The sequence below is a fragment of the Azospirillum formosense genome (assembly GCF_013340925.1).
Lineage (GTDB): Bacteria > Pseudomonadota > Alphaproteobacteria > Azospirillales > Azospirillaceae > Azospirillum > Azospirillum formosense.
On record NZ_WHOR01000041.1, the window covers coordinates 1 to 19,055 of the forward strand.

The 19,055-nt window shown below is 67.7% G+C and carries 22 protein-coding genes; 8 read left to right on the forward strand and 14 right to left on the reverse strand.

The features are described 5' to 3' along the window. From napE to GBZ26_RS08075, 6 genes are all read left to right on the forward strand, one after another. Positions 1 to 188: periplasmic nitrate reductase, NapE protein (gene napE, locus GBZ26_RS08050; RefSeq protein ID WP_345772041.1), on the forward strand; the 188-nt coding region annotated here is incomplete at its 5' end. Between the two features lie 13 nt (positions 189 to 201). Continuing rightward, positions 202 to 714: a ferredoxin-type protein NapF gene (gene napF, locus GBZ26_RS08055; RefSeq protein ID WP_174438393.1), complete on the forward strand. Its 513-nt coding sequence runs from the start codon at positions 202 to 204 to the stop codon at positions 712 to 714. Continuing rightward, the gene (locus tag GBZ26_RS08060) at positions 704 to 1,030 is read left to right on the forward strand and encodes a chaperone NapD (RefSeq protein WP_174438394.1); all 327 of its coding nucleotides are present in this window, start codon (positions 704 to 706) and stop codon (positions 1,028 to 1,030) included. Before napF ends, GBZ26_RS08060 begins: the two co-directional genes overlap by 11 nt. 44 nt (positions 1,031 to 1,074) lie before the next feature. Next, positions 1,075 to 3,567 (forward strand): periplasmic nitrate reductase subunit alpha, encoded by a 2,493-nt coding sequence (napA, locus tag GBZ26_RS08065; protein ID WP_174438395.1) that lies wholly within the window; start codon positions 1,075 to 1,077, stop codon positions 3,565 to 3,567. 15 nt (positions 3,568 to 3,582) lie between these two features. Next, complete coding sequence (locus GBZ26_RS08070; RefSeq protein WP_174438396.1) at positions 3,583 to 4,065, forward strand: nitrate reductase cytochrome c-type subunit; 483 nt, start codon at positions 3,583 to 3,585, stop codon at positions 4,063 to 4,065. Next, on the forward strand, positions 4,062 to 4,748 hold the full coding sequence (locus tag GBZ26_RS08075) for a cytochrome c3 family protein (protein ID WP_174438397.1): 687 nt from the start codon (positions 4,062 to 4,064) through the stop codon (positions 4,746 to 4,748). The genes GBZ26_RS08070 and GBZ26_RS08075 overlap by 4 nt, the downstream gene beginning before the upstream one ends. Before the next feature lie 53 nt (positions 4,749 to 4,801). Here GBZ26_RS08075 and GBZ26_RS08080 read toward each other — a convergent pair whose 3' ends face one another. The 9 genes from GBZ26_RS08080 to cyoA form a co-directional block, all read right to left on the reverse strand. After that, entirely contained in the window at positions 4,802 to 5,086 is a 285-nt protein-coding gene (locus GBZ26_RS08080; protein WP_014241890.1) for an HU family DNA-binding protein, read from the reverse strand. A gap of 231 nt (positions 5,087 to 5,317) precedes the next feature. Further along, positions 5,318 to 5,671: a hypothetical protein gene (locus GBZ26_RS08085; protein ID WP_014241891.1), complete on the reverse strand. Its 354-nt coding sequence runs from the start codon at positions 5,669 to 5,671 to the stop codon at positions 5,318 to 5,320. A 127-nt stretch (positions 5,672 to 5,798) separates the two neighbouring features. Beyond that, positions 5,799 to 6,332 carry a response regulator transcription factor gene (locus tag GBZ26_RS08090; RefSeq protein ID WP_174438398.1) on the reverse strand — a complete coding sequence of 178 codons (534 nt, stop codon included), beginning with the start codon at positions 6,330 to 6,332 and terminating at the stop codon, positions 5,799 to 5,801. Then, complete coding sequence (locus GBZ26_RS08095) at positions 6,322 to 7,596, reverse strand: ATP-binding protein (RefSeq protein WP_222070372.1); 1,275 nt, start codon at positions 7,594 to 7,596, stop codon at positions 6,322 to 6,324. Before GBZ26_RS08095 ends, GBZ26_RS08090 begins: the two co-directional genes overlap by 11 nt. A 199-nt stretch (positions 7,597 to 7,795) precedes the next feature. Beyond that, complete coding sequence (locus tag GBZ26_RS08100; protein WP_222070371.1) at positions 7,796 to 8,530, reverse strand: SURF1 family protein; 735 nt, start codon at positions 8,528 to 8,530, stop codon at positions 7,796 to 7,798. After that, on the reverse strand, positions 8,527 to 8,943 hold the full coding sequence (gene cyoD, locus GBZ26_RS08105) for a cytochrome o ubiquinol oxidase subunit IV (RefSeq protein ID WP_174438400.1): 417 nt from the start codon (positions 8,941 to 8,943) through the stop codon (positions 8,527 to 8,529). Before cyoD ends, GBZ26_RS08100 begins: the two co-directional genes overlap by 4 nt. Beyond that, the gene (gene cyoC / locus GBZ26_RS08110) at positions 8,940 to 9,575 is read right to left on the reverse strand and encodes a cytochrome o ubiquinol oxidase subunit III (RefSeq protein ID WP_035679814.1); all 636 of its coding nucleotides are present in this window, start codon (positions 9,573 to 9,575) and stop codon (positions 8,940 to 8,942) included. The genes cyoD and cyoC overlap by 4 nt, the downstream gene beginning before the upstream one ends. Before the next feature lie 3 nt (positions 9,576 to 9,578). Beyond that, positions 9,579 to 11,585: a cytochrome o ubiquinol oxidase subunit I gene (gene cyoB, locus GBZ26_RS08115; protein ID WP_174438401.1), complete on the reverse strand. Its 2,007-nt coding sequence runs from the start codon at positions 11,583 to 11,585 to the stop codon at positions 9,579 to 9,581. A gap of 13 nt (positions 11,586 to 11,598) precedes the next feature. Beyond that, positions 11,599 to 12,774 carry a ubiquinol oxidase subunit II gene (cyoA, locus tag GBZ26_RS08120; protein ID WP_174438402.1) on the reverse strand — a complete coding sequence of 392 codons (1,176 nt, stop codon included), beginning with the start codon at positions 12,772 to 12,774 and terminating at the stop codon, positions 11,599 to 11,601. A 210-nt stretch (positions 12,775 to 12,984) separates the two neighbouring features. On the opposite strand from cyoA, the gene GBZ26_RS08125 reads away from it, so the two are divergent. Next, positions 12,985 to 14,292, forward strand: a complete 1,308-nt coding sequence (locus tag GBZ26_RS08125; protein WP_174438403.1) for an MFS transporter — start codon at positions 12,985 to 12,987, stop codon at positions 14,290 to 14,292. Between the two features lie 154 nt (positions 14,293 to 14,446). Here the strand turns inward: GBZ26_RS08125 and GBZ26_RS08130 are convergent, their stop codons facing one another. Next, positions 14,447 to 14,608, reverse strand: coding sequence for a hypothetical protein (locus GBZ26_RS08130; RefSeq protein WP_174438404.1), 162 nt, complete (start codon positions 14,606 to 14,608; stop codon positions 14,447 to 14,449). 241 nt (positions 14,609 to 14,849) lie between these two features. Between GBZ26_RS08130 and GBZ26_RS08135 the strand changes: the two genes are divergently transcribed. After that, positions 14,850 to 15,023 (forward strand): hypothetical protein, encoded by a 174-nt coding sequence (locus GBZ26_RS08135; protein ID WP_174438405.1) that lies wholly within the window; start codon positions 14,850 to 14,852, stop codon positions 15,021 to 15,023. Between the two features lie 11 nt (positions 15,024 to 15,034). On the opposite strand, the gene GBZ26_RS08140 is transcribed toward GBZ26_RS08135, so the two are convergent. From GBZ26_RS08140 to GBZ26_RS08155, 4 genes are all read right to left on the reverse strand, one after another. Beyond that, complete coding sequence (locus GBZ26_RS08140) at positions 15,035 to 15,928, reverse strand: NAD(P)H-hydrate dehydratase (RefSeq protein ID WP_246654042.1); 894 nt, start codon at positions 15,926 to 15,928, stop codon at positions 15,035 to 15,037. A gap of 11 nt (positions 15,929 to 15,939) precedes the next feature. Beyond that, positions 15,940 to 16,704, reverse strand: a complete 765-nt coding sequence (locus GBZ26_RS08145) for a histidine phosphatase family protein (protein ID WP_174438407.1) — start codon at positions 16,702 to 16,704, stop codon at positions 15,940 to 15,942. Positions 16,705 to 16,787: 83 nt separating this feature from the next. Beyond that, on the reverse strand, positions 16,788 to 17,207 hold the full coding sequence (locus GBZ26_RS08150) for a hypothetical protein (RefSeq protein ID WP_174438408.1): 420 nt from the start codon (positions 17,205 to 17,207) through the stop codon (positions 16,788 to 16,790). 84 nt (positions 17,208 to 17,291) lie between these two features. Then, positions 17,292 to 19,019, reverse strand: a complete 1,728-nt coding sequence (locus tag GBZ26_RS08155; RefSeq protein WP_174438409.1) for a sensor domain-containing diguanylate cyclase — start codon at positions 19,017 to 19,019, stop codon at positions 17,292 to 17,294. Positions 19,020 to 19,055 lie beyond the last annotated feature (36 nt).

Consider the following 19,055-nt stretch of genomic DNA (forward strand, 5'->3'; position numbering starts at 1 on the left):
TCCCGTCCCGCGCCGCCGCCAGCCCGCCCATGCCCGATCCCGGCGCGAAACGGCGGGAAATCGCCATGTTCCTGATTCTGGCGGTGGTGATCTGGCCGATCCTGTCGGTCGCCGTCGTGGGCGGCTACGGCTTCCTGGTCTGGATGTCGCAACTCATCATGGGTCCGCCCGGTCCGCCCCCGGTCTGAGGGGAGCGGCGCCATGGCCGATGAATCGGTCGACTTAGGGCGACGAGGCTTTCTTCGCGGACGGCGCCGAGCCGAGCCGGCGCCGCTGCGCCCGCCCTGGTCCCGGACGGAGCGCTTCACCGACCTGTGCACCCGCTGCGGCGCCTGCGCCGACTCCTGTCCGGAAGGCATCGTCCGCCGGGGGGACGGCGGATTCCCCGAGATCGACTTCAAGCATGGCGAGTGCAGCTTCTGCGCCGCCTGCGCCGATTGCTGCCCCGAACCGGTCTTCGACCGAGCCGCCGCGCGTCCTTGGACGCTGACGGTGCGGATCGGCGCGTCGTGCCTCGCCACCCACCGCATCGTCTGCCGCAGTTGCCGCGACGCCTGTCCGGAAGCGGCCATCCGCTTCGCCCTGGCGCCGGGCGGCGTGGCGGCTCCCATGGTGGAGGAAAGCGCCTGCACCGGCTGCGGCGCCTGTCAGGCCGCCTGCCCCGCCGACGCCGTCACCCTGCACCCCGGACCGGAGACCGCCCATGCACTCTGACGCACGTGATGACGCTCCAGACCGGCCGGACGACGCGCCGGCGGAATGGCACGTCGCCTCGATCCTCGTCCATCTGCGCCCCGAGCGCAGCCCCGACGTGCGGGCCGCCGTCGCCGCATTGGGCGACGTGGAGGTCCATGCCGAGGAGCGGGGCCGGATGGTGGTGACCGTGGAAGGCTCCCATGAGGGCCGCATCGCCGACCGCATGACCGCGATCCACCTGATGCCCGGCGTGATGTCGGCGGTCATGGTCTTCCACCACGCCGAGCCGCTGCCGGCCCGGAGCGCGGAGGAGGTCGCTACGGCGCGGCGCTGACGCGTCCAAACTTCACATTCGTCAAGAAAAAGGGGGAGGAACCCATGCTTGACCGGCGGGATTTCATCAAGGCGCAGGCGGTCGCGGCCGCCGCGACGGCGGGGGGCATCAGCCTGCCCGCCATGGCCCAGCCATCCCTGGTGGCGGGCGAGGACGCCCAGCTCACCTGGTCCAAGGCGCCCTGCCGCTTCTGCGGCACCGGATGCAGCGTCATGGTCGCCACCAAGGACAACCGCGTCGTCGCCACCCACGGCGACATGCAGGCGGAGGTCAACCGCGGCCTGAACTGCGTGAAGGGCTATTTCCTGTCCAAGATCATGTACGGGCAGGACCGGCTGACCCAGCCGCTGCTGCGCATGCGCGATGGCAAGTACCACAAGGACGGCGAGTTCCGCCCGGTCTCCTGGGACGAGGCCTTCGACGAGATGGCCCGCCAGTGGAAGCGGGTGCTGAAGGAGAAGGGGCCGGACGCCGTCGGCATGTTCGGGTCCGGCCAATGGACGATCTGGGAGGGCTACGCCGCGTCCAAGCTGATGCGCGCCGGCTTCCGCACCAACAACCTCGACCCCAACGCCCGCCACTGCATGGCGTCGGCCGCCGTCGCCTTCATCCGCACCTTCGGCATGGACGAGCCGATGGGCTGCTACGACGATTTCGAGCACGCCGACGCCTTCGTCCTCTGGGGCTCCAACATGGCGGAGATGCACCCCATCCTGTGGACGCGCATCACCGACCGGCGGCTGGCCCACAACCATGTGAAGGTGGCCGTCCTCTCGACCTTCGAACACCGCAGCTTCGAGCTGGCCGACATCCCGATGATCTTCGAGCCGGGAACCGATCTGGCCATCCTGAACTTCATCGCCAACCACATCATCCAGACCGGGCGGGTGAACAAGGCGTTCATCGAGAAGCATTGCAGCTTCCGCCTCGGCCAGAAGGACATCGGCTACGGGCTGCGGCCCGACGACCCGCTGGAGGTGCGGGCGCTCCACGCCAAGGACGCCGCCGTCTCCACTCCCATGAGCTTCGACGAATTCGCCCGCTTCGTCAGCGACTACACCGTCGAGAAGGCATCGGAGCTGAGCAAGGTCCCCAAGGAGCGGCTGCTGGCGCTCGCCGAGCTGTACGCCGATCCCAACACCAAGGTCATGTCGCTGTGGACCATGGGCTTCAACCAGCACGTCCGGGGCGTGTGGGTGAACCATATGGTTTACAACCTGCATCTTCTGACCGGCAAGATCTCCGAACCCGGCAACAGCCCCTTCTCGCTGACCGGTCAGCCCTCGGCCTGCGGCACGGCGCGCGAGGTCGGCACCTTCGCCCACCGATTGCCCGCCGACATGGTGGTCACCAACCCCGAACACCGCTCCCACACCGAAGAGATCTGGAAGATCCCCAGGGGCTTGCTGCCTGACAAGGTCGGCTACCATGCCGTCCTGCAAGACCGGATGCTGAAGGACGGGAAGCTCAACGCCTACTGGATCATGGTCAACAACAACCTCCAGGCGGCGCCCAACAGCGACAACGAGACCTATCCCGGCTACCGAAACCCGGACAACTTCATCGTGGTGTCGGACGCCTACCCGACGGTGACCGCCGCCGCCGCCGACCTGATCCTGCCAGCCGCCATGTGGGTGGAGAAGGAGGGCGCCTACGGCAACGCCGAGCGGCGGACCCATTTCTGGCACCAGCTCGTCAACGCGCCGGGCGAGGCGCGTTCGGACCTCTGGCAGCTCATGGAGTTCTCCAAGCGCTTCACCACCGACGAGGTGTGGCCGAAGGAAATCCTCGACGCCAATCCCGACTTCCGCGGCAAGACCCTGTTCGACGTGCTGTTCCGCAACGGCAACGTCGACCGCTTCTCCGTGTCGGAGCTGGACCCCGCCTACGAGAACCGGGAGTCGAAGGCCTTCGGCTTCTATGTGCAGAAGGGCCTGTTCGAGGAGTATGCCGCCTTCGGGCGCGGCCACGGCCACGATCTGGCGCCCTTTGACACCTACCACGAGGTGCGCGGGCTGCGCTGGCCGGTGGTCGAGGGCAAGGAGACGAAGTGGCGCTACCGGGAGGGGCTCGACCCCTACGTCCCCAAGGGCGAGGGTGTGCGCTTCTACGGAAACCCGGACGGCAAGGCCAACCTGTTCGCCTTCCCCTACGAACCCCCGGCGGAATCGCCCGACAAGGACTTCGACCTGTGGCTGGTCACGGGCCGCGTGCTGGAGCACTGGCACTCCGGCTCCATGACCATGCGGGTGCCCGAGCTGTACAAGGCCATGCCGATGGCGCTGGTCTACATGCACCCGGACGACGCGAAGGACCGGGGCCTGCGCCGCGGCTCGGAGGTCAAGGTGATGTCGCGGCGCGGCGAGATGCGCACGCGGGTCGAGACGCGGGGGCGCAACCGGCCGCCGCGCGGGGTGGTCTTCGTGCCCTGGTTCGATTCGGCACGCCTCATCAACAAATGCACGCTCGACGCCACCGACCCGATCAGCAAGCAGACGGACTTCAAGAAGTGCGCCGTCAAGATCGTGGCCGTCTGAGGGAGGACCCGACCCATGCGCCGCCATCTCATGCTCGCGCTGGCCGCGGCCCTGCCCTGCCTCGTGCCCGCACTGCTCGCCGCCCAGGGAACCGGACAGGTCAAGGAGCCCTTCCGTCCGCCGATCCAGTTCACCGACGAGGACCCGGCCCCGCCGATCCCCGCCGACGTCACCGACGACCGGCGGGTCGCCCGCAACTATCCGGAACAGCCGCCGGTCATCCCGCACAACATCCGCGATTATCAGATCAGCCTGAACAACAACCAGTGCCTGACCTGCCACAGCCGGCAGTTCACCGGGGCCACCCAGGCGCCGATGATCAGCATCACCCACTATGTGGACCGCGAGGGGCAGACCCTGGGCGCGGTGGCCCCGCGCCGCTATTTCTGCACGCAGTGCCACGTCCCCCAGACCATGGCCCAGCCCATCGTCCCGAACACGTTCAGGGACATGGACAGCCTCGTCAGCCGCCCGTCGGACGGGGGTGACCGGCGATGAAGCTGCCCGATTTCCTGCTGCGGCCCTGGCGGATCATCGCGGGGCCGAGCCGTTACCTCAGCCTCGGCTTCCTGACGCTGGGCGGCTTCCTGGCCGGCGTGATGTTCTGGGGCGGCTTCAACACCGCCCTGGAGGTCACCAACACCGAAAAATTCTGCACCAGCTGCCACGAGATGCGGGACAACGTGTTCGAGGAGCTGAAGACCACCATCCACTTCACCAACCGCTCCGGCGTGCGGGCGACCTGCCCGGACTGCCACGTTCCGCACAACTGGACCGACAAGATCGCCCGCAAGATGCAGGCCTCGAAGGAGGTCTGGGGCAAGATCTTCGGCACCATCGACACGCGGGACAAGTTCCTGGAGAAGCGGCGCGAGCTGGCCGAGCATGAATGGGCGCGGCTGAAGGCCAACAATTCCCTGGAATGCCGCAACTGCCACAGCGCGGAATCGATGGACATCACCAAGCAGGGGGCGCGGGCGGCGCGCATCCATCAGCAATATCTGTTCAGCGGGCAGCGCACCTGCATCGACTGCCACAAGGGCATCGCCCACCGCCTGCCGAACATGGACGGCGTGCCGCCGGGCTGGAGCGAGGCGTCAAACGATACGGGCGGCGAAACGGACGACCCGCTCGGCCGCTGGCTGGCCGACGCCACGCCGGGACCGGCGAACCCGCATTGAGCGGGTGGTGAAATCCCCTCTCCCGGGGAGGGAGAGGGGTAAACCCGGCGCCGTTACTCGGCCTTGCCGTTGACGGCGTCCTTGAGGGCCTTGCCGGCGGAGAACTTCGGCGCCTTGGAGGCGGCGATCTTGATCTCCGCACCGGTCTGCGGGTTGCGGCCCGTGCGCTCGCCGCGCTCGGCGATCTCGAACTGGCCGAAGCCCGGCAGCTTGACCGTCTCCCCCTTGACCAGCGCGTCCTGCAGGCTTTCCAGAACCGCGTCCAGCGCCTTGCCGGCGTCGGCCTTCGTGCCGCCCAGCTTGCCGGCGATCGCGTCGATGAGATCGGCCTTCGTCATTCCCAAATTCCCCTTGTTCGTGGCGGAACCCCAGCATGTTCCGGGGCTCCAGGCGCCTTTGACCTACCCTGACGGGCGTCGGCGCGCAAGATGCTCCCGCCCGGAATCGACCGGGCGCGACGCTGTGACCCGCAAAAATCCGGCGATTCCCGCCGATCCGGCGGATTCGACTATGCCGAACAGGCGAGCCCTACCCCAACCGACGTCGGTTGATCAGGTCAATTGATCCAATCAATTGACCAGGGCGGCCTTGACCAGCACGGCGGCGCTTTCCGTGGTGTCGCGCTTGTCCAGCTTCTTGGCGACCTCCTCGATCTCGGCGACCGGCATGACCCGGCGGGCCTGCTTGGCCGCGGTGACGAGGCGGCGCTGCGCGAGACGGACCTGATCGCCCAGCTCGGTCAGCGTCTGGTAAGCCTTGCGGCGGGCCTGGGTGTCGATGCTGCCGCTCGTCTCGGTCGCGCGTTCGGTCGCAGCAGCCAGATCCTTGCACGACTGGAGATACGTGGAGATGGCGTCCGTCAGAAGACGGCGGGCCTCGGTCCGCGGATCGGAGGGGCTGCTGCTCGACGTGGAAAGAGACACTTCACACTGCTCCTTGCTGCTGCGTATGACACACGACTGTAACAGGCCGTGAAAAATGGGCGGACTGGCGGCCATTGTCCAGCGGCCATGCGCATCCTTTGACCGACTGGACAGGGGGAAAGCCCGTTCAGGGCACCTGCTTCTTCTCCAGCTTGCGGGCCAGGGTGCGTCGGTGCATCCCCAGGCGGCGGGCGGTTTCGGAGATGTTGAAGCCGGTTTCCGCCAGGGTTTCGTGGATGCGCTCCCACTCCAGTGTCTTCAGCGAAGTCGCCCGCGCGCCCAGCGCAATGGAGGGATCGCCCTCCGTGCGCTCGAACGCCGCCTCGATGTCGTCGGTGTTGGACGGCTTGGCGAGGTAGTGGCAGGCGCCCAGCTTGATCGCCTCGACCGCCGTGGCGATGCTGGCGAAGCCGGTGAGGACGACGATCCGCGTCTCCGGGTCGCTGGCGTGCAGCTCCCGCACGCATTCCAGGCCGGAGCCGCTGCCGAGCTTCAGGTCGACCACCGCGTAGACGAAGGGCACCGTCTCCAGCAGCGCCCGCAGCCCGTCGAGGCTGTCGCACCAGTAGACCTGATAGCCCCGGCGCTCGAAGGAGCGGCGCAGGACCTTGGCGAAGGCGGCGTCGTCCTCCACCAGCACGAGGGAACGGTCAGTCTCCATGGCTCTCTCCCGCGGACAGGGCGGCGAGCGGCAGGGTCATGGTGACGGAGGCACCGCCGCCGGGACGGTTGCGCGCGGCGACCGAGCCGCCCAGCTTGCGCACCACGTTGACCACCAGGAAGAGGCCCAATCCGCCGCCGGGCCGCCCCTTGCTCGACCGGTAGGGTTTGCCGAATTCCGCCAGCATCCGCTCCTCGAAGCCGGGGCCGGCGTCGTTGACGGTCAGGACAAGGCTGTCCCCCTGCCGGCCGGCGGCGATGCCGACCCAGCCGGGTGACACCTCCAGCGCGTTGTCGAGGACGTTGAAGATCACCTGCTTCAGCGCGAGGTCGGAGATGATCCCCTCCCGCGAGCGGACGCTGTTGTCGTAATCGACGCAGGCCGGGGAGCGGCTGTCCTTCCACTCCTCCACCAGATCGTCGAGGAAGGCGGTCACCGTGGTGCGCAGCGTCCCCTCCCCCCGCGCCTCGCCGGAGGACAGCAGGATGCCCGACACGATGGCCTTGCAGCGGTCGATCTGGTTCTGCATCTCGGCGATGTCCTCGGCCATGTCGGGGTCGCCCTTGACCACCGGCATCCGCCGCCAGTCGTTCACGATCACCGACAGCGTGGCGAGCGGAGTCCCCAGCTCGTGCGCGGCGCCGGAAGCGAGCAGGCCGAGGCGCACGATGTGGTCCTCCTCCATGGAGCGCTGGCGCAGATCGGCCAGATGGGCGTCGCGGGCGCGCAGGTTGCGGGTGATCTGGGTGATGAAGGGGACGATCAGGCTGGCCGTCAGCACGAAGCACAGGAACATCCCCTGGATGTGCAGCCCCAGCAGAAGCCCCTCCAGCCCCGGCGGCAGGGCCAGCGGACGGTAGGCGCCGATCAGCAGCGTGAAGCAGGCCGTGGCGACCAGCACCAGCGCCCAGGCCGACCACGCCTCCAGCAGCACCGCCCCCAGCGTGATCTGCAGCAGGTAGAGCGAGATGAAGGGGTTGGACGCGCCGCCGCTGAGGTAGAGCTGAACCGTGAGCGCCGACACGTCGATCAGCAGCTCCAGGAAGAGCTGGGTGTTCGACACCGAGGTCTGGCGGCGCAGATGCAGGACGCTGGCGATGTTCAGCGCGACCAGGAACAGGATCACCGCGCCCATTTGGTCGAGCGGCAGGGTGATGCCCATCTGGTAGTGCACGATCAGGATCGTCACCACCTGCCCGGCGACGGCGAGCCAGCGCAATTGCACCAGCAGGAACAGGTTCTTCTTGTCGGTGGTGTCGCGCACGGAAAACGTCTGGCCCTTCGCCGGCTTCCTTCGGTCCCCATTCATATGGGCACGACTCATATGGGCACGATGGCCCGGCTTGGCAGCCTTGCTCCGGACTCCGGTCGGCCTTGATAGCACAAAAAAGTCGGGCGAAAGAGTCCGCGAGGATCCCCTTCCCACCCGGCAGAAAAACCACAAAGAAAAAGAGCTTATTTCTTCAACCGCGGCGGCGCCATTCACTGCGCGCGACATAGAGCGCCGCGGCGATCACCATGAAAGCCAAGGCAAACCAGGTCAGCGCATAGACGAGGTGGTTGTTCGGGAACTTCAGGACGGTCAGCCCGCCGACCGGGTAGCCGCCCTGCGGGCTGGCCTCGGCGTCGATGAAATAGGGGGCCGCCTCCGTCACGCCACGGGCCGCCGCGATGGCCGCCACGTCGCGGGAGTACCAGCGGTCCTGCGCGGGATCGTTGGAACGCAGGAAACCGCCCCCCGGCTCGGTCACCCGCAGCAGGCCGGTGACGGTGGTGTCCGCATCGATCAGCCCGTCGGGGCGGCTGTCGGTGCTGCGCCGCTCGGGCGGCACGAAGCCCCGGTTGACCAGGACGGTGAAGCCCCGGTCGGTGCGCAAGGGTGTCAGCACCCAGAAGCCGCCGCCCCGTTCGGTCACCGCCTGGACCAGTGTTTCCCGGTCGTTGAGGAACCGCCCGGTGACGCCGACCCGCCGGTATTCCTGGCTGGCCGCCGTGACGGCGGGCCAGTCCTCCGGGCCGGGGGCGGGAACGGGCGCGGCCTGCGCCCGCTCCTCCACCCGCTGGATCAGGTCCAGCTTCCAGAACAGCCGCTCGACCTGCCAGACGCCGAGCGACGTGAAGACGGCGACTCCCGCCAGCGCCAGGACGCCGAGAAGGATCAGCCCCCGGCGCGGGCGGTGGGTCGCCGTGCCGGTCACGGCAATTGGCTCGGGTCGTGGATCGGCATCATGTTGGTGTTCAGGTGGTACATCACCCACAGCGAACCGGCCAGCATGATGACCACGACGATGATCGTGAAGATCAGCGACAGCATGGTCCACCCGCCTTCCGCACGTCCGTTCATGTGCAGGAAGAAGATCATGTGGACGACGACCTGGACGGCGGCCAGAGCCATGATCGCCATCGCGGTCATGTTCTTGTCCAGGATCGTCCCGTCCATGACCAGCCAGAAGGGAATGACCGTCAGGATCACCGACAGGACGAAGCCGATCACGTAGCTGCCGAGCGTCCCGTGGGCGTGCCCGTCGTCCCCGTGGCCGTGGTCGTGATGCCCGGCCCCATGATGCCCGGCCCCATGATGCCCGGAATGATGTTCGGCGTGAGAACTCATCGCAGCATTCCCATCAGATAGACGAAGGTGAAGACGCCGATCCAGATGACGTCCAGGAAGTGCCAGAACAGGCTGAGGCACATCAGGCGCCGGCGGTTGGCCGGAATCAGGCCGCGCTTGTTGACCTGCACCATCAGCGTCACCAGCCAGACGAGGCCGAAGGTGACGTGCAGGCCGTGGGTGCCGACCAGCGTGAAGAAGGACGACAGGAAGGCGCTGCGCTGCGGGGTCGCCCCGATGTGGATCAGGTGGGCGAACTCGTAGAGCTCGATGGCCAGGAAGGCGGCGCCGAACAGGCCGGTCACCGCCAGCCACAGCTGGGTCTGCGACACCCGTCCCTTCTCCATCGCCAGCATGGCGAAGCCATAGGTGATGGAGGAGAACAGCAGCATGGCGGTGTTCAGCGCCACCAGCGGCAGGTCGAACAGGTCCTTGGGCGCGGGCCCGGCGGCGTAGTTGGCGCCGAGAACGCCGTAGGTCGCGAACAGCACCGCGAAGATGAGGCAGTCGCTCATCAGGTAGATCCAGAAGCCCAGCATGGTGCTGGAGCCTTCTGGGTGCGCGTGCTCGTCCACAACGTGGAACACCGGAGCCTGGCTGCGGGGCCGCTCGGCTGTCAGGGTCGTGCTCATGCTTTACACCTGCCCGGAGAGGAGTCGGGTCCGCTCGTTCTCGGTCCGCACCACCACGTCCGCGGGGATGTGGAAGTCACGGTGATAGTTGAAGGTGTGGTGGATGGCCGCCGCCAGCAGGGCGACGAAGCTCACCGCCGCCAGCCACCAGATGTACCAGACCAGGGCGAAGCCGAGGACCACGCTGATCCCGGCCAGGATCACGCCGGTGCCGCTGTTGCTCGGCATGTGGATCGCCTTGTAGCCGCCGAGCGGACGCTTGTAGCCGCGCTTCTTCATGTCCCACCACGCGTCGTTGTCGTGGATCATCGGGGTGAAGGCGAAGTTGTAGTCCGGCGGCGGCGAGGAGGTCGCCCATTCCAGAGTGCGGCCGTCCCACGGGTCGCCCGTGCGGTCGACCAGCTCACGGCGCTTCCAGACGCTGACGGCGATCTGGAGGAGGAAGGCACCGATGCCCGCGGCGATCAGGACGGCGCCGACGGCGGCGATCTGGAACCAGATCTGCAGCGACGGATCCTCGAACACGCGCAGGCGGCGGGTGACGCCCATCAGGCCCAGGACGTAGAGCGGCATGAAAGCGACCCAGAAGCCGATCACCCAGCACCAGAAGGACACCTTGCCCCAGAAGGGATCGAGGCGGAAGCCGAAGGCCTTGGGCCACCAGTAGTAGATGCCGGCGAACAGGCCGAACAGCACGCCGCCGATGATGACGTTGTGGAAGTGGGCGATCAGGAACAGGCTGTTGTGCAGGACGAAGTCCGCCGGCGGGACGGCCAGCAGCACGCCCGTCATGCCGCCGACCACGAAGGTCAGCATGAAGGCGACGGTCCACATCATCGGCAGCTCGAAGCGGATGCGGCCGCGGTACATGGTGAACAGCCAGTTGAAGATCTTCGCACCCGTCGGGATCGAGATGATCATCGTCGTGATGCCGAAGAACGAGTTCACGCTGGCGCCCGACCCCATGGTGAAGAAGTGGTGCAGCCACACCAGGTAGGACAGGATCGTGATGACCACCGTCGCGTAGACCATGGAGGTGTAGCCGAACAGCTTCTTGCCAGAGAAGGTCGAAGTGACTTCGGAGAAGATGCCGAAGACCGGCAGGATCAGGATGTAGACTTCCGGGTGGCCCCAGATCCAGATCAGGTTCACGTACATCATCGGGCTGCCGCCGAGATCGTTCGTGAAGAAGTTCGTGCCGACGTAGCGGTCCAGCGACAGCAGGACCAGCGTGGCGGTCAGGATCGGGAAGGAGGCGACGATCAGCACGTTGGTGCAGAGCGACGTCCAGGTGAAGACCGGCATCTTCATCATGGTCATGCCGGGGGCGCGCATCTTGACGATCGTGCAGATCAGGTTGATGCCGGAGAGTGTTGTTCCGACACCGGCGATCTGCAACGCCCAGATGTAGTAGTCGACACCCGTCTCGGGGCTGTAGGCGATGTTGGACAGCGGCGGATAGGCCAGCCAGCCGGTGCGCGCGAACTCGCCGACGAACAGCGAGGCCATGATCAGCACCGCACCGCCCACCGTCATCCAGAAGCTGAAGTTGTTCAGGAACGGGAAGGACACGTCGCGGGCGCCGATCTGCAGCGGCACCACGTAGTTCATCAGGCCCGTGACGAAGGGCATCGCCACGAAGAAGATCATGATGACGCCGTGGGCGGTGAAGATCTGGTCGTAATGGTGGGCGTTGAGGTAGCCCTCGCTGCCGCCGAAGGCCATGGCCTGCTGGAGGCGCATCATGATGGCGTCGGCAAAGCCGCGCAGCAGCATGACCAGTCCCAGCACCATGTACATGATGCCGATGCGCTTGTGGTCGACGGTGGTGAACCACTCTTTCCAGAGATAGCCCCACAACCGGAAATAGCTCAGCGCCGCGACGAGCGCGATGCCGCCCAGCACGACCGCGACGAAGGTCGCGACCACGATGGGCTCGTGATAGGGGAAGGACTCCAGGGTCAGACGCCCGAAGAGCGGATGGGTGGCGACGGTCGATGTGTCGATCATGGCGGTTGGCCGCTCAGGGATTGGCCGTCAGCCGCGGCCCGAACGCAGGGGCGGGCGCGGAGATCGGCGTGATGGAGGAGCGCGGCAGACCCGCGCCGGAAATCGGGGACTCGTCGGCGGGAGCGTTCAGCACGCCCAGCGACGACTCGACGGCGCGGCCGGTCAGTTCCTCGGTCGAGCAGATGCCCGCCACATAGACCGGCGCCGGGCCGAGAACCGCGGTGCCGCGGCGGGACAGCTTGTCGTGCATCAGCGGCATCACGTTGTCGATGCCGGCAAGGCCGAGGCCGCCCTTGGCGTCGATGGCCATCATGTCGTGCATGCACATCTTGCCCGGCTCGACGCACATCCCGACGATGGCCTTGAACAGGCCCGAGTCGACGGCGCCGTAGCGGCGCACCGGCTCGTTCTCGCTGGGACGCTCAAGCTGGAGATAGCCGTCGCGGTCGAGCTTGCCGCCGCCCGCCTTGATGTCCGCCACCCACTTGTCGAAGCCGTCGGCGGCCAGACCGTGGAAGGTGAAGCGCATGTGCGAGAAGCCAGCGCCGCTGTAGTTGGCGGAGAAGCCCTTGTAGCTGCCCGGCTCGTTGATGACGGCGTGCAGCTTCGTCTCCATGCCGGCCATGGCGTAGATCTGCCCGGCCAGCGCCGGGATGTAGAAGGAGTTCATCACCGTCGATGAGGTGATGTTGAAGCGGATCGGCCGGTCCACCGGGGCGGCCACCTCGTTCACCGTGGCGATGCCGTATTCCGGGTAGATGAACAGCCACTTCCAGTCGAGCGCCACGACGTTGACGTCGAGCATCTTCGTGTCGGCCGGAACCGGGCGCCCGGCGGCGATGCGGTCGAGCGGGCGGTAGGGGTCGAGCAGGTGGGTCGCCATCCAGGTGAGGGCGCCCAGGCAGATGATGATGAGCAGCGGGGCCGCCCAGATCACCAGCTCCAGCTGCGTCGAATGGTCCCAATCCGGGTCGTAGTCGGCCGTGCTATTCGACTGGCGGTAGCGCCACGCGAACAGCACCGTCAGCACCATCACCGGAATGATGATGAGAAGCATCAGGAGGGTGGAAATGGTGATGAGGTTGGCCTGTTGGCTCGCCACGTCGCCGGACGGGCTCATCACCACAAGGTTGCAGCCACTCAAAACCGCCATCAGCGGCAGGAGGGCCAAGGCGCGGAAACGGGTCAAGGCAGGACCTGTCAGCAGGGGTTCGCTTTGGATTTGGGCGAAGAGCTAACCCCCACGGGCCGGGTCGGACATTGGACAATTTGTCCAATGCGCCGCGATTCCGCGCCGCCATTGACGCACATCAAGGCAATGCGTCCATGGGCGTGGCAGAATGCCGTTGCGGTGCCTATTTAATTCCCTCTGACGCAATTGCCAGACGGTGGGGGGACCATGGGATCATCGACCACGGCGACCGAACGGGACGCAAGGCTGGTCAATGCCCGCGACCACAGGGTGAATCCCGGTGAAATCGCGATTGGCGTCATCATCGGACGGACGTCCGAATTCTTCGATTTTTTCGTTTATGCCATCGCTTCGGTGATCGTCTTCCCGAAGCTGGTCTTTCCCTATCTTGATCCGCTCACCGGAACGCTGTGGTCCTTCGCGATTTTCGCGCTGGCCTTCGTCGCCCGTCCGGTGGGCAGCATGCTGTTCATGGCCATCGACCGCGCTCACGGGCGCGGCGCCAAACTGACCTTGTCCCTGTTCCTTTTGGGAACTTCGACGGTCGCCATCGCCTTCCTGCCGAGCTACGAGCAGATCGGCGCGGCGGCGATCTGGCTGCTGGCGGCGGCCCGCATCGGCCAGGGCTTGGCGCTGGGCGGCGCCTGGGACGGCCTCGCCTCGCTGCTGGCGCTGAACGCGCCTGAGAACCGCCGCGGCTGGTACGCGATGATTCCGCAGCTCGGGGCCCCCATCGGCCTGATCGTGGCGAGCGCGCTGTTCGCCTATTTCGCCGGCAGCCTGTCGGCGGAGGATTTCTTCAGCTGGGGCTGGCGCTACCCGTTCTTCGTGGCCTTCGCCATCAACGTCGTGGCGCTGTTCGCGCGGCTGCGCATCGTGGTGACGCCGGAATACACCCACCTGTTCGAAAGCCGCGAGCTTCAGCCGGTCCCGGTGACCGAGATGCTGCGCAACGAGGGCATGCGCGTCGTGCTGGGCGCCTTCGCCCCGCTGGCCAGCTTCGCGCTGTTCCACATGGTGACCGTCTTCCCGCTGTCCTGGATCTTCCTCTACACGCAGGACACCCCGGCGGACTTCCTGCTGATCGAGGTGGTCGGGGCCGTCTTCGGCCTGGGGGCGATCATCGCCTCCGGCTTGATCGCCGACTGCATCGGCCGCCGCACCCTGCTGGGGAGTTGCGCCGCGGCCATCGCCGTGTTCAGCGGCGTGGCGCCGCTGCTGCTGAACGGCGGGCCGCTGGGCGAGCTGGTTTTCATGATCGTCGGCTTCGTGATCCTGGGCCTGTCCTTCGGCCAGTCGTCGGGCGTGGTCGCGTCGGGCTTCACCCAGCGCTACCGTTACACCGGGGCGGCCATCACCTCGGACCTCGCCTGGCTGTTCGGGGCGGGCTTCGCGCCGCTGGTGGCGCTGGTGCTGTCGGCCAACTACGGCCTGTTCTCGGCCGGCGCCTACCTGCTGTCGGGCGCGGTCTGCACGTTGCTGGCCCTGTGGCTCAACAAGACGCTGGCGAAGTGACCTGAACGAACGTCGGGAACCGGACCGGCCTCATCCTTGCGGGATGCGGCGGTCCGGTTCCATTTTTTCCTGCGGAAAGCGCAGGACGATGACAGCCGGCGCTTCGCAGCGCTCGTGATGCGGCTGGCAATCGCCGGTCAATCGTCACTGTCGTTCAGGATGTCGCAATGGGGCGGTCGTCCAGGCGGCCGTTTTTGCCGTTGTCGACGCCCACCAGGATGGCGCGCCGAAGCTTCCCCAGCTTTTGACGCTCAACCGTCTTTCCCCGATAAAGCCTGCGACACGCCTCGGGCGGTTTGCTGTTCATGGTCGGCATGGATCACCGTCGTCTTCAGGAGAGGATTCCGGGACGATTGGCAATCTTTGGCAAGTCACCTGGGGTCTTGAAGCGGGTCTGCATGCGGACCTCCGGAGCGGTCTCCGAAATTGCCCACTCGAACGCGCCTCGCTACCCGGCGGCGGTACGCCGGAATCCCGCGCGCCGGCTACCCCCGACTTTAATCGTCGTTAAGAGTTCGGCGCGCATCCTGCCTTCACACACAGATCGGCAGGTCATCATGTCCCAGTTCAATCCCGCTGTCGGCACCACCGAGACCGTTTCCTTCCCGCTCCCCCTCACCGCTCCGGCCCCGGCGAAGAAGCTGCGCGGCCTGCCGCTGGTCGCCCTGTGGGGCGGGCTGATCGCCGCTCCCTGGGTCATCCTTTATCAGGCCGCCAAGCTGGTGTTCTGAAACCGGCGGCTCTACGCCGACAATTCGGCCATGATCTCCGGCACCTGAGCCAGCAGTTCGCGGGCCAGGAAGCCCAGCGGGCCGCGGCGGGCCAGACGGTTCCCCGCCTCGCCGTGCAGCTGGACGCCCCAGATGGCCGCCTGGGCCGGGTCGGCGCCCCGCGCGGCCAGCCCGGCGATCACGCCCGCCAGCGTGTCGCCCGACCCCGAGGTGGCGAGACCGACATTGCCGCCGTCGTACGACCACATCCGCCCGTCCGGCGTGGCGATGTGGGTGCAGGCGCCCTTCAGCACGACGATCACCTTGTGACGGTCGGCGACCCGGCGGGCGGCGGCGGGCGGGTCGGCCTCCACCTCCTCCCGGCTGATTCCGGAGAGCCCGGCCATCTCGCCGGCGTGCGGCGTGATGATCGTCCGCCCGTTGCGCCGGCACAGCGCCTCATTCGCGCCGTCCAGCCCCATCAGCGCCTCCGCGTCGATGACCAGCACGGGTCCGCCCTCCCCGTCCAGCCCGGCGATCAGCGCGCCGGTCAGCTCGGCGACCGCCCGCTTGTCCATCATGCCGGGACCGATCAGCACCGCGGTGCAGCGGGCCGCCCGCTCGCACAGCGTGTCCACACAATCGGGGGCGATGCCGCCTTCCGCCGTCTCATGCAGGCCGAGCACCAGCGCCTCCGGCACGGCGAGCCCGAGATGCGGGGCCACGCTGCGGCAGGTCGCCATCTGGAGTTTGCCCGCTCCGGCGCGCAGCGCCGCCGTTCCGGCCAGCAGCACGGCGCCCGGCACCTCGACGCTGCCGCCGATGACCAGAACCCGGCCCCGCCCGTCCTTGTCAGCGCCGTCGCCGGGGTGGGGAAGCGCCATGGATCGCAGCAGGTCGCGGGTGACCGGGATCGGGTCGTTCATTGGAAAATCGCTCATCGGACGGCCGCATTGGCGTCGGGTTCGGCGGTCAGCGGCGCCCCGGCCACCTCCAGCGGGGCGACGAAATTGTAACGGCGAAGCTGCATCCGCCCGCTGTGCCCCTGGGCGGGATCGAAGGCGTATTCGGTGACCCCGCAATTCGCCACGTCGCCCTCGCGGTCGATGGCGAGGATCTGCTCCTCCGTCATCCCCTCCAGCAGGTAGCGCAGGCACAGCACGACGACCTGATGGCTGACCACCAGGACGCGCTGCCCGCCATGATGCAGGCTGATGGTGTCGAGCGCGCTGCGCAGCCGCAGGATGACGTCGCACCAGCTCTCCCCGGCGGGCGGGCGGAAGTAGAATTTGCCGAGGAGACGGCGGAACTCCGCCTGATCGGGGTGTTCCTGCGCGATGCCGACGGCGGTCAGCCGGTCGAGGATGCCGAACTCCTTCTCGCGCAGCCGCTCGTCCACCACGAACTCCGTGGGCTCGACCGGCAGGCCACCCCCGGCATGGATGATCTCCGCCGTGCGGCGGGCGCGCCGATAGGGGGAGGTCAGCACCACGTCGGGCCGTTCGCCCGGCGGCAGCGCGGCGAACCAGCGCGCCAGCGCTTCGGACTGCTGCTCCCCCTGGCGGCTGAGCGGCACATCGACGTCGCGCTCGGTGATGTCGATCCGCCCCAGCCCGGCGGCGTAGGCGGCGTCGCGCGCGACGTTGCCGGCGCTCTCCCCGTGACGAACGACCCAGAGCCTCTGCGGCCAGCGCTGCTGCATGGTGAACGACCCTTTCCCGCCTCAACCAAGGCTTTCAACGGGAAAAAGGCCGTTCCGTCACGCAGCCGCTCCTCTTTGCGCGATCAGGCCGTCCGGCGCTCGAAGATGCGTTCGGCGGTGGACTTGCCGGGGCGCCAGGGCACGATGCTGATGGGGGCCGTCGGGTCGAGGCTGCCGTTCGCCCGCAGGCAGTCGATGGCCGCCAGCGGCTCGTCCCCATGGGGCAGGCCGGGCTGTTCGAGCAGATACCGGCGGTGGTTGTCGGTCACCGCCCAACCCGGCGGGCGGCCCAGCGGGCTGGTGGCGACCACGCCGATGGGCTCGGAAACGAGCCACGCCTCGTCCGTGACGCTCCAGCCGACGAGGCGGCGTTCGCCGGGACCCGTTCCGGCACCGCCCGCACCGGCACCGCCCACACCGGCACCGCCCACACCGGCACCGATGTCGAGCCAGGCCCACTGGCGCAGGCGGGTGGTGCGGTCACCATCGACGCATACGAACATGATCCCATCCTCTTCCGTCAAGAACCGGTCAGGCGGGTATTGTTCTTCTTTTGTTCCGACTCCGCAAGCGGATTCCGCACCCGGTCAGTCTGGCCCTCCGTGGACGTCCCTATGGAAGACGTGGGTGCCGCGGCCCGCCTGCTTGGCCCGGTACATCGCGCCGTCCGCCGCCACCAGCAGGCTGCGGGCGTCCGCTCCGTCGGCGGGGGACAGGGCGATGCCGACACTGGCGCCGATCATGGCGATTTTGCCCTGCACCGGGATGGGCAGCGCCACCGCCTCGACGATCTTGGCGGCCACGCCCCCGGCGTCCGCGGCGGAGGACACATCCTCCAGCACGATGGTGAACTCGTCGCCGCCGACGCGGGCCACCGTGTCGCTGCGGCGCAGACAGCCGGCGATTCGCGCGGCGGCGATGCGCAGCACCTCGTCCCCGCAATCGTGGCCCATCCGGTCGTTGACCGCCTTGAAGCCGTCCAGATCGATGAACAGCAGGGCCAACGAGCGCCCCGACCGCCGCGACCGGGCCAGCGCCACGTCCAGCCGGTCGAAGAGGAGGCGGCGGTTGGGCAGGCCGGTCAGGGCGTCGTGGTTGGCGAGATGGTCCTTCTCCGCCTCGCTCCGCCGCAGGTCCTCCTCGGCGGCCTTGCGCAGCGTGATGTCCCGCCCGACTCCGACCAGCCCGAGAAGCTCGTTGCCGGAGTCGCGAATCGGCGCCTTCAGGATCTCGACCCAGATCCGCCCGCCGTCGGGCAAGGGGATGCTCTCCTCGTTGCGCCGCGGCTGGTCCTCGGCATAGACCGAGGCATCGCCCGCGCGGATGCCGTCGGCCATCTCATGAGGCCAGATCTCGTGGCTGTCCAGACCGATCAGCTGCTCCAGCGGCCGGCCGGTCCAGGAGGCGAAGGCGCGGTTGGCCTTGCGCAGCACGCCGTCCCGGTCCTTGAAGAAGACGGCGTCGGGGATGGTGTCGATGATCCCCTGCAACAGGGCGTGCTGCCGCAGAAGCTGCTTCTCCGTCTGCCGCCGCTCGGTGATGTCGCGGGCGATGCCAACGACGCCGAGCATCTTGCCGCTGCGGTCGAGGCAGACGGCCTTGGCGGTCTCCATCAGCACGCGGCGCCCGTCCGGGTGGACGAACCACTCCTCGCTGCGCGAGAAGCCCTTCTGCATGGCGATCTGGTCGGTCCGCCGCCGCCGCGCCGCCGTCTCCGCGTCGAACAGCCGATGGTCGGTCAGCCCCAGCGGCGGGCGCCCCGCATAGTCGAGCATCGCCCGGTTGACCTTGAGGTAGGTGCCGTTCACGTCCTTGAAGAAGACGATGTCCGGCATCGAGTCGATCAGGCTTTGCAACATGGCGCGCTCGCGGTCGAGCGCCCCGGTGTCGGTGCCGCCATGATCCGGATCGGCCTGGGGAGCGGCGAGCTGCGCCTCGTGCAGGATGCCCAGGCGACCGTCCGGCAGCGCCATGCCGCTGCGCCGCACCCAGGCGGTGACCGGGCGCCCCTTGGGGTAGAAGGTCCAGCGCCCCGTCGCCGATTCCCCTTCGGCCTGCGGCCCCCCCTCCGGCTGCCTGCCGAACTCGCGGGCCTGGAAGTCGGCGAGCGACGCGGCGTTCCACAGCTCCAGGGCGGCGCGGTTGCCCCAGACCATCCGGCCGCCGTCCTGCAGCCAGACCGGCGCCCACAACCCGTCAAGCCGAGGAAGTTCGGCAACGGTCATTGACGCCATCGGCGGGCGGCCCGCCGCCGCGCGCGCCTCCCCGCCGGGAGTGTCGACCCCGGTCTGGTTCTGATCCGCCTGATGACCCATGGTGGTCGCCGCCGCCTCGGCACGAAGAATGCACCG

Excerpts from the sequence above, each read along its gene's own strand:
- GBZ26_RS08130 (WP_174438404.1), bottom strand. The coding sequence starts at position 14,608 with ATGCCGACCATGAACAGCAAACCGCCCGAGGCGTGTCGCAGGCTTTAT.
- GBZ26_RS08090 (WP_174438398.1), bottom strand. The coding sequence starts at position 6,332 with ATGGAGACTGACCGTTCCCTCGTGCTGGTGGAGGACGACGCCGCCTTC.
- cyoC (WP_035679814.1), bottom strand. The coding sequence starts at position 9,575 with ATGAGCACGACCCTGACAGCCGAGCGGCCCCGCAGCCAGGCTCCGGTG.
- GBZ26_RS08125 (WP_174438403.1), top strand. The coding sequence starts at position 12,985 with ATGGGATCATCGACCACGGCGACCGAACGGGACGCAAGGCTGGTCAAT.
- napA (WP_174438395.1), top strand. The coding sequence starts at position 1,075 with ATGCTTGACCGGCGGGATTTCATCAAGGCGCAGGCGGTCGCGGCCGCC.
- cyoB (WP_174438401.1), bottom strand. The coding sequence starts at position 11,585 with ATGATCGACACATCGACCGTCGCCACCCATCCGCTCTTCGGGCGTCTG.
- GBZ26_RS08150 (WP_174438408.1), bottom strand. The coding sequence starts at position 17,207 with ATGTTCGTATGCGTCGATGGTGACCGCACCACCCGCCTGCGCCAGTGG.
- GBZ26_RS08060 (WP_174438394.1), top strand. The coding sequence starts at position 704 with ATGCACTCTGACGCACGTGATGACGCTCCAGACCGGCCGGACGACGCG.
- cyoD (WP_174438400.1), bottom strand. The coding sequence starts at position 8,943 with ATGAGTTCTCACGCCGAACATCATTCCGGGCATCATGGGGCCGGGCAT.
- GBZ26_RS08080 (WP_014241890.1), bottom strand. The coding sequence starts at position 5,086 with ATGACGAAGGCCGATCTCATCGACGCGATCGCCGGCAAGCTGGGCGGC.
- GBZ26_RS08075 (WP_174438397.1), top strand. The coding sequence starts at position 4,062 with ATGAAGCTGCCCGATTTCCTGCTGCGGCCCTGGCGGATCATCGCGGGG.
- GBZ26_RS08145 (WP_174438407.1), bottom strand. The coding sequence starts at position 16,704 with ATGCAGCAGCGCTGGCCGCAGAGGCTCTGGGTCGTTCGTCACGGGGAG.
- napF (WP_174438393.1), top strand. The coding sequence starts at position 202 with ATGGCCGATGAATCGGTCGACTTAGGGCGACGAGGCTTTCTTCGCGGA.
- GBZ26_RS08140 (WP_246654042.1), bottom strand. The coding sequence starts at position 15,928 with ATGAACGACCCGATCCCGGTCACCCGCGACCTGCTGCGATCCATGGCG.
- GBZ26_RS08135 (WP_174438405.1), top strand. The coding sequence starts at position 14,850 with ATGTCCCAGTTCAATCCCGCTGTCGGCACCACCGAGACCGTTTCCTTC.
- GBZ26_RS08155 (WP_174438409.1), bottom strand. The coding sequence starts at position 19,019 with ATGGGTCATCAGGCGGATCAGAACCAGACCGGGGTCGACACTCCCGGC.
- GBZ26_RS08070 (WP_174438396.1), top strand. The coding sequence starts at position 3,583 with ATGCGCCGCCATCTCATGCTCGCGCTGGCCGCGGCCCTGCCCTGCCTC.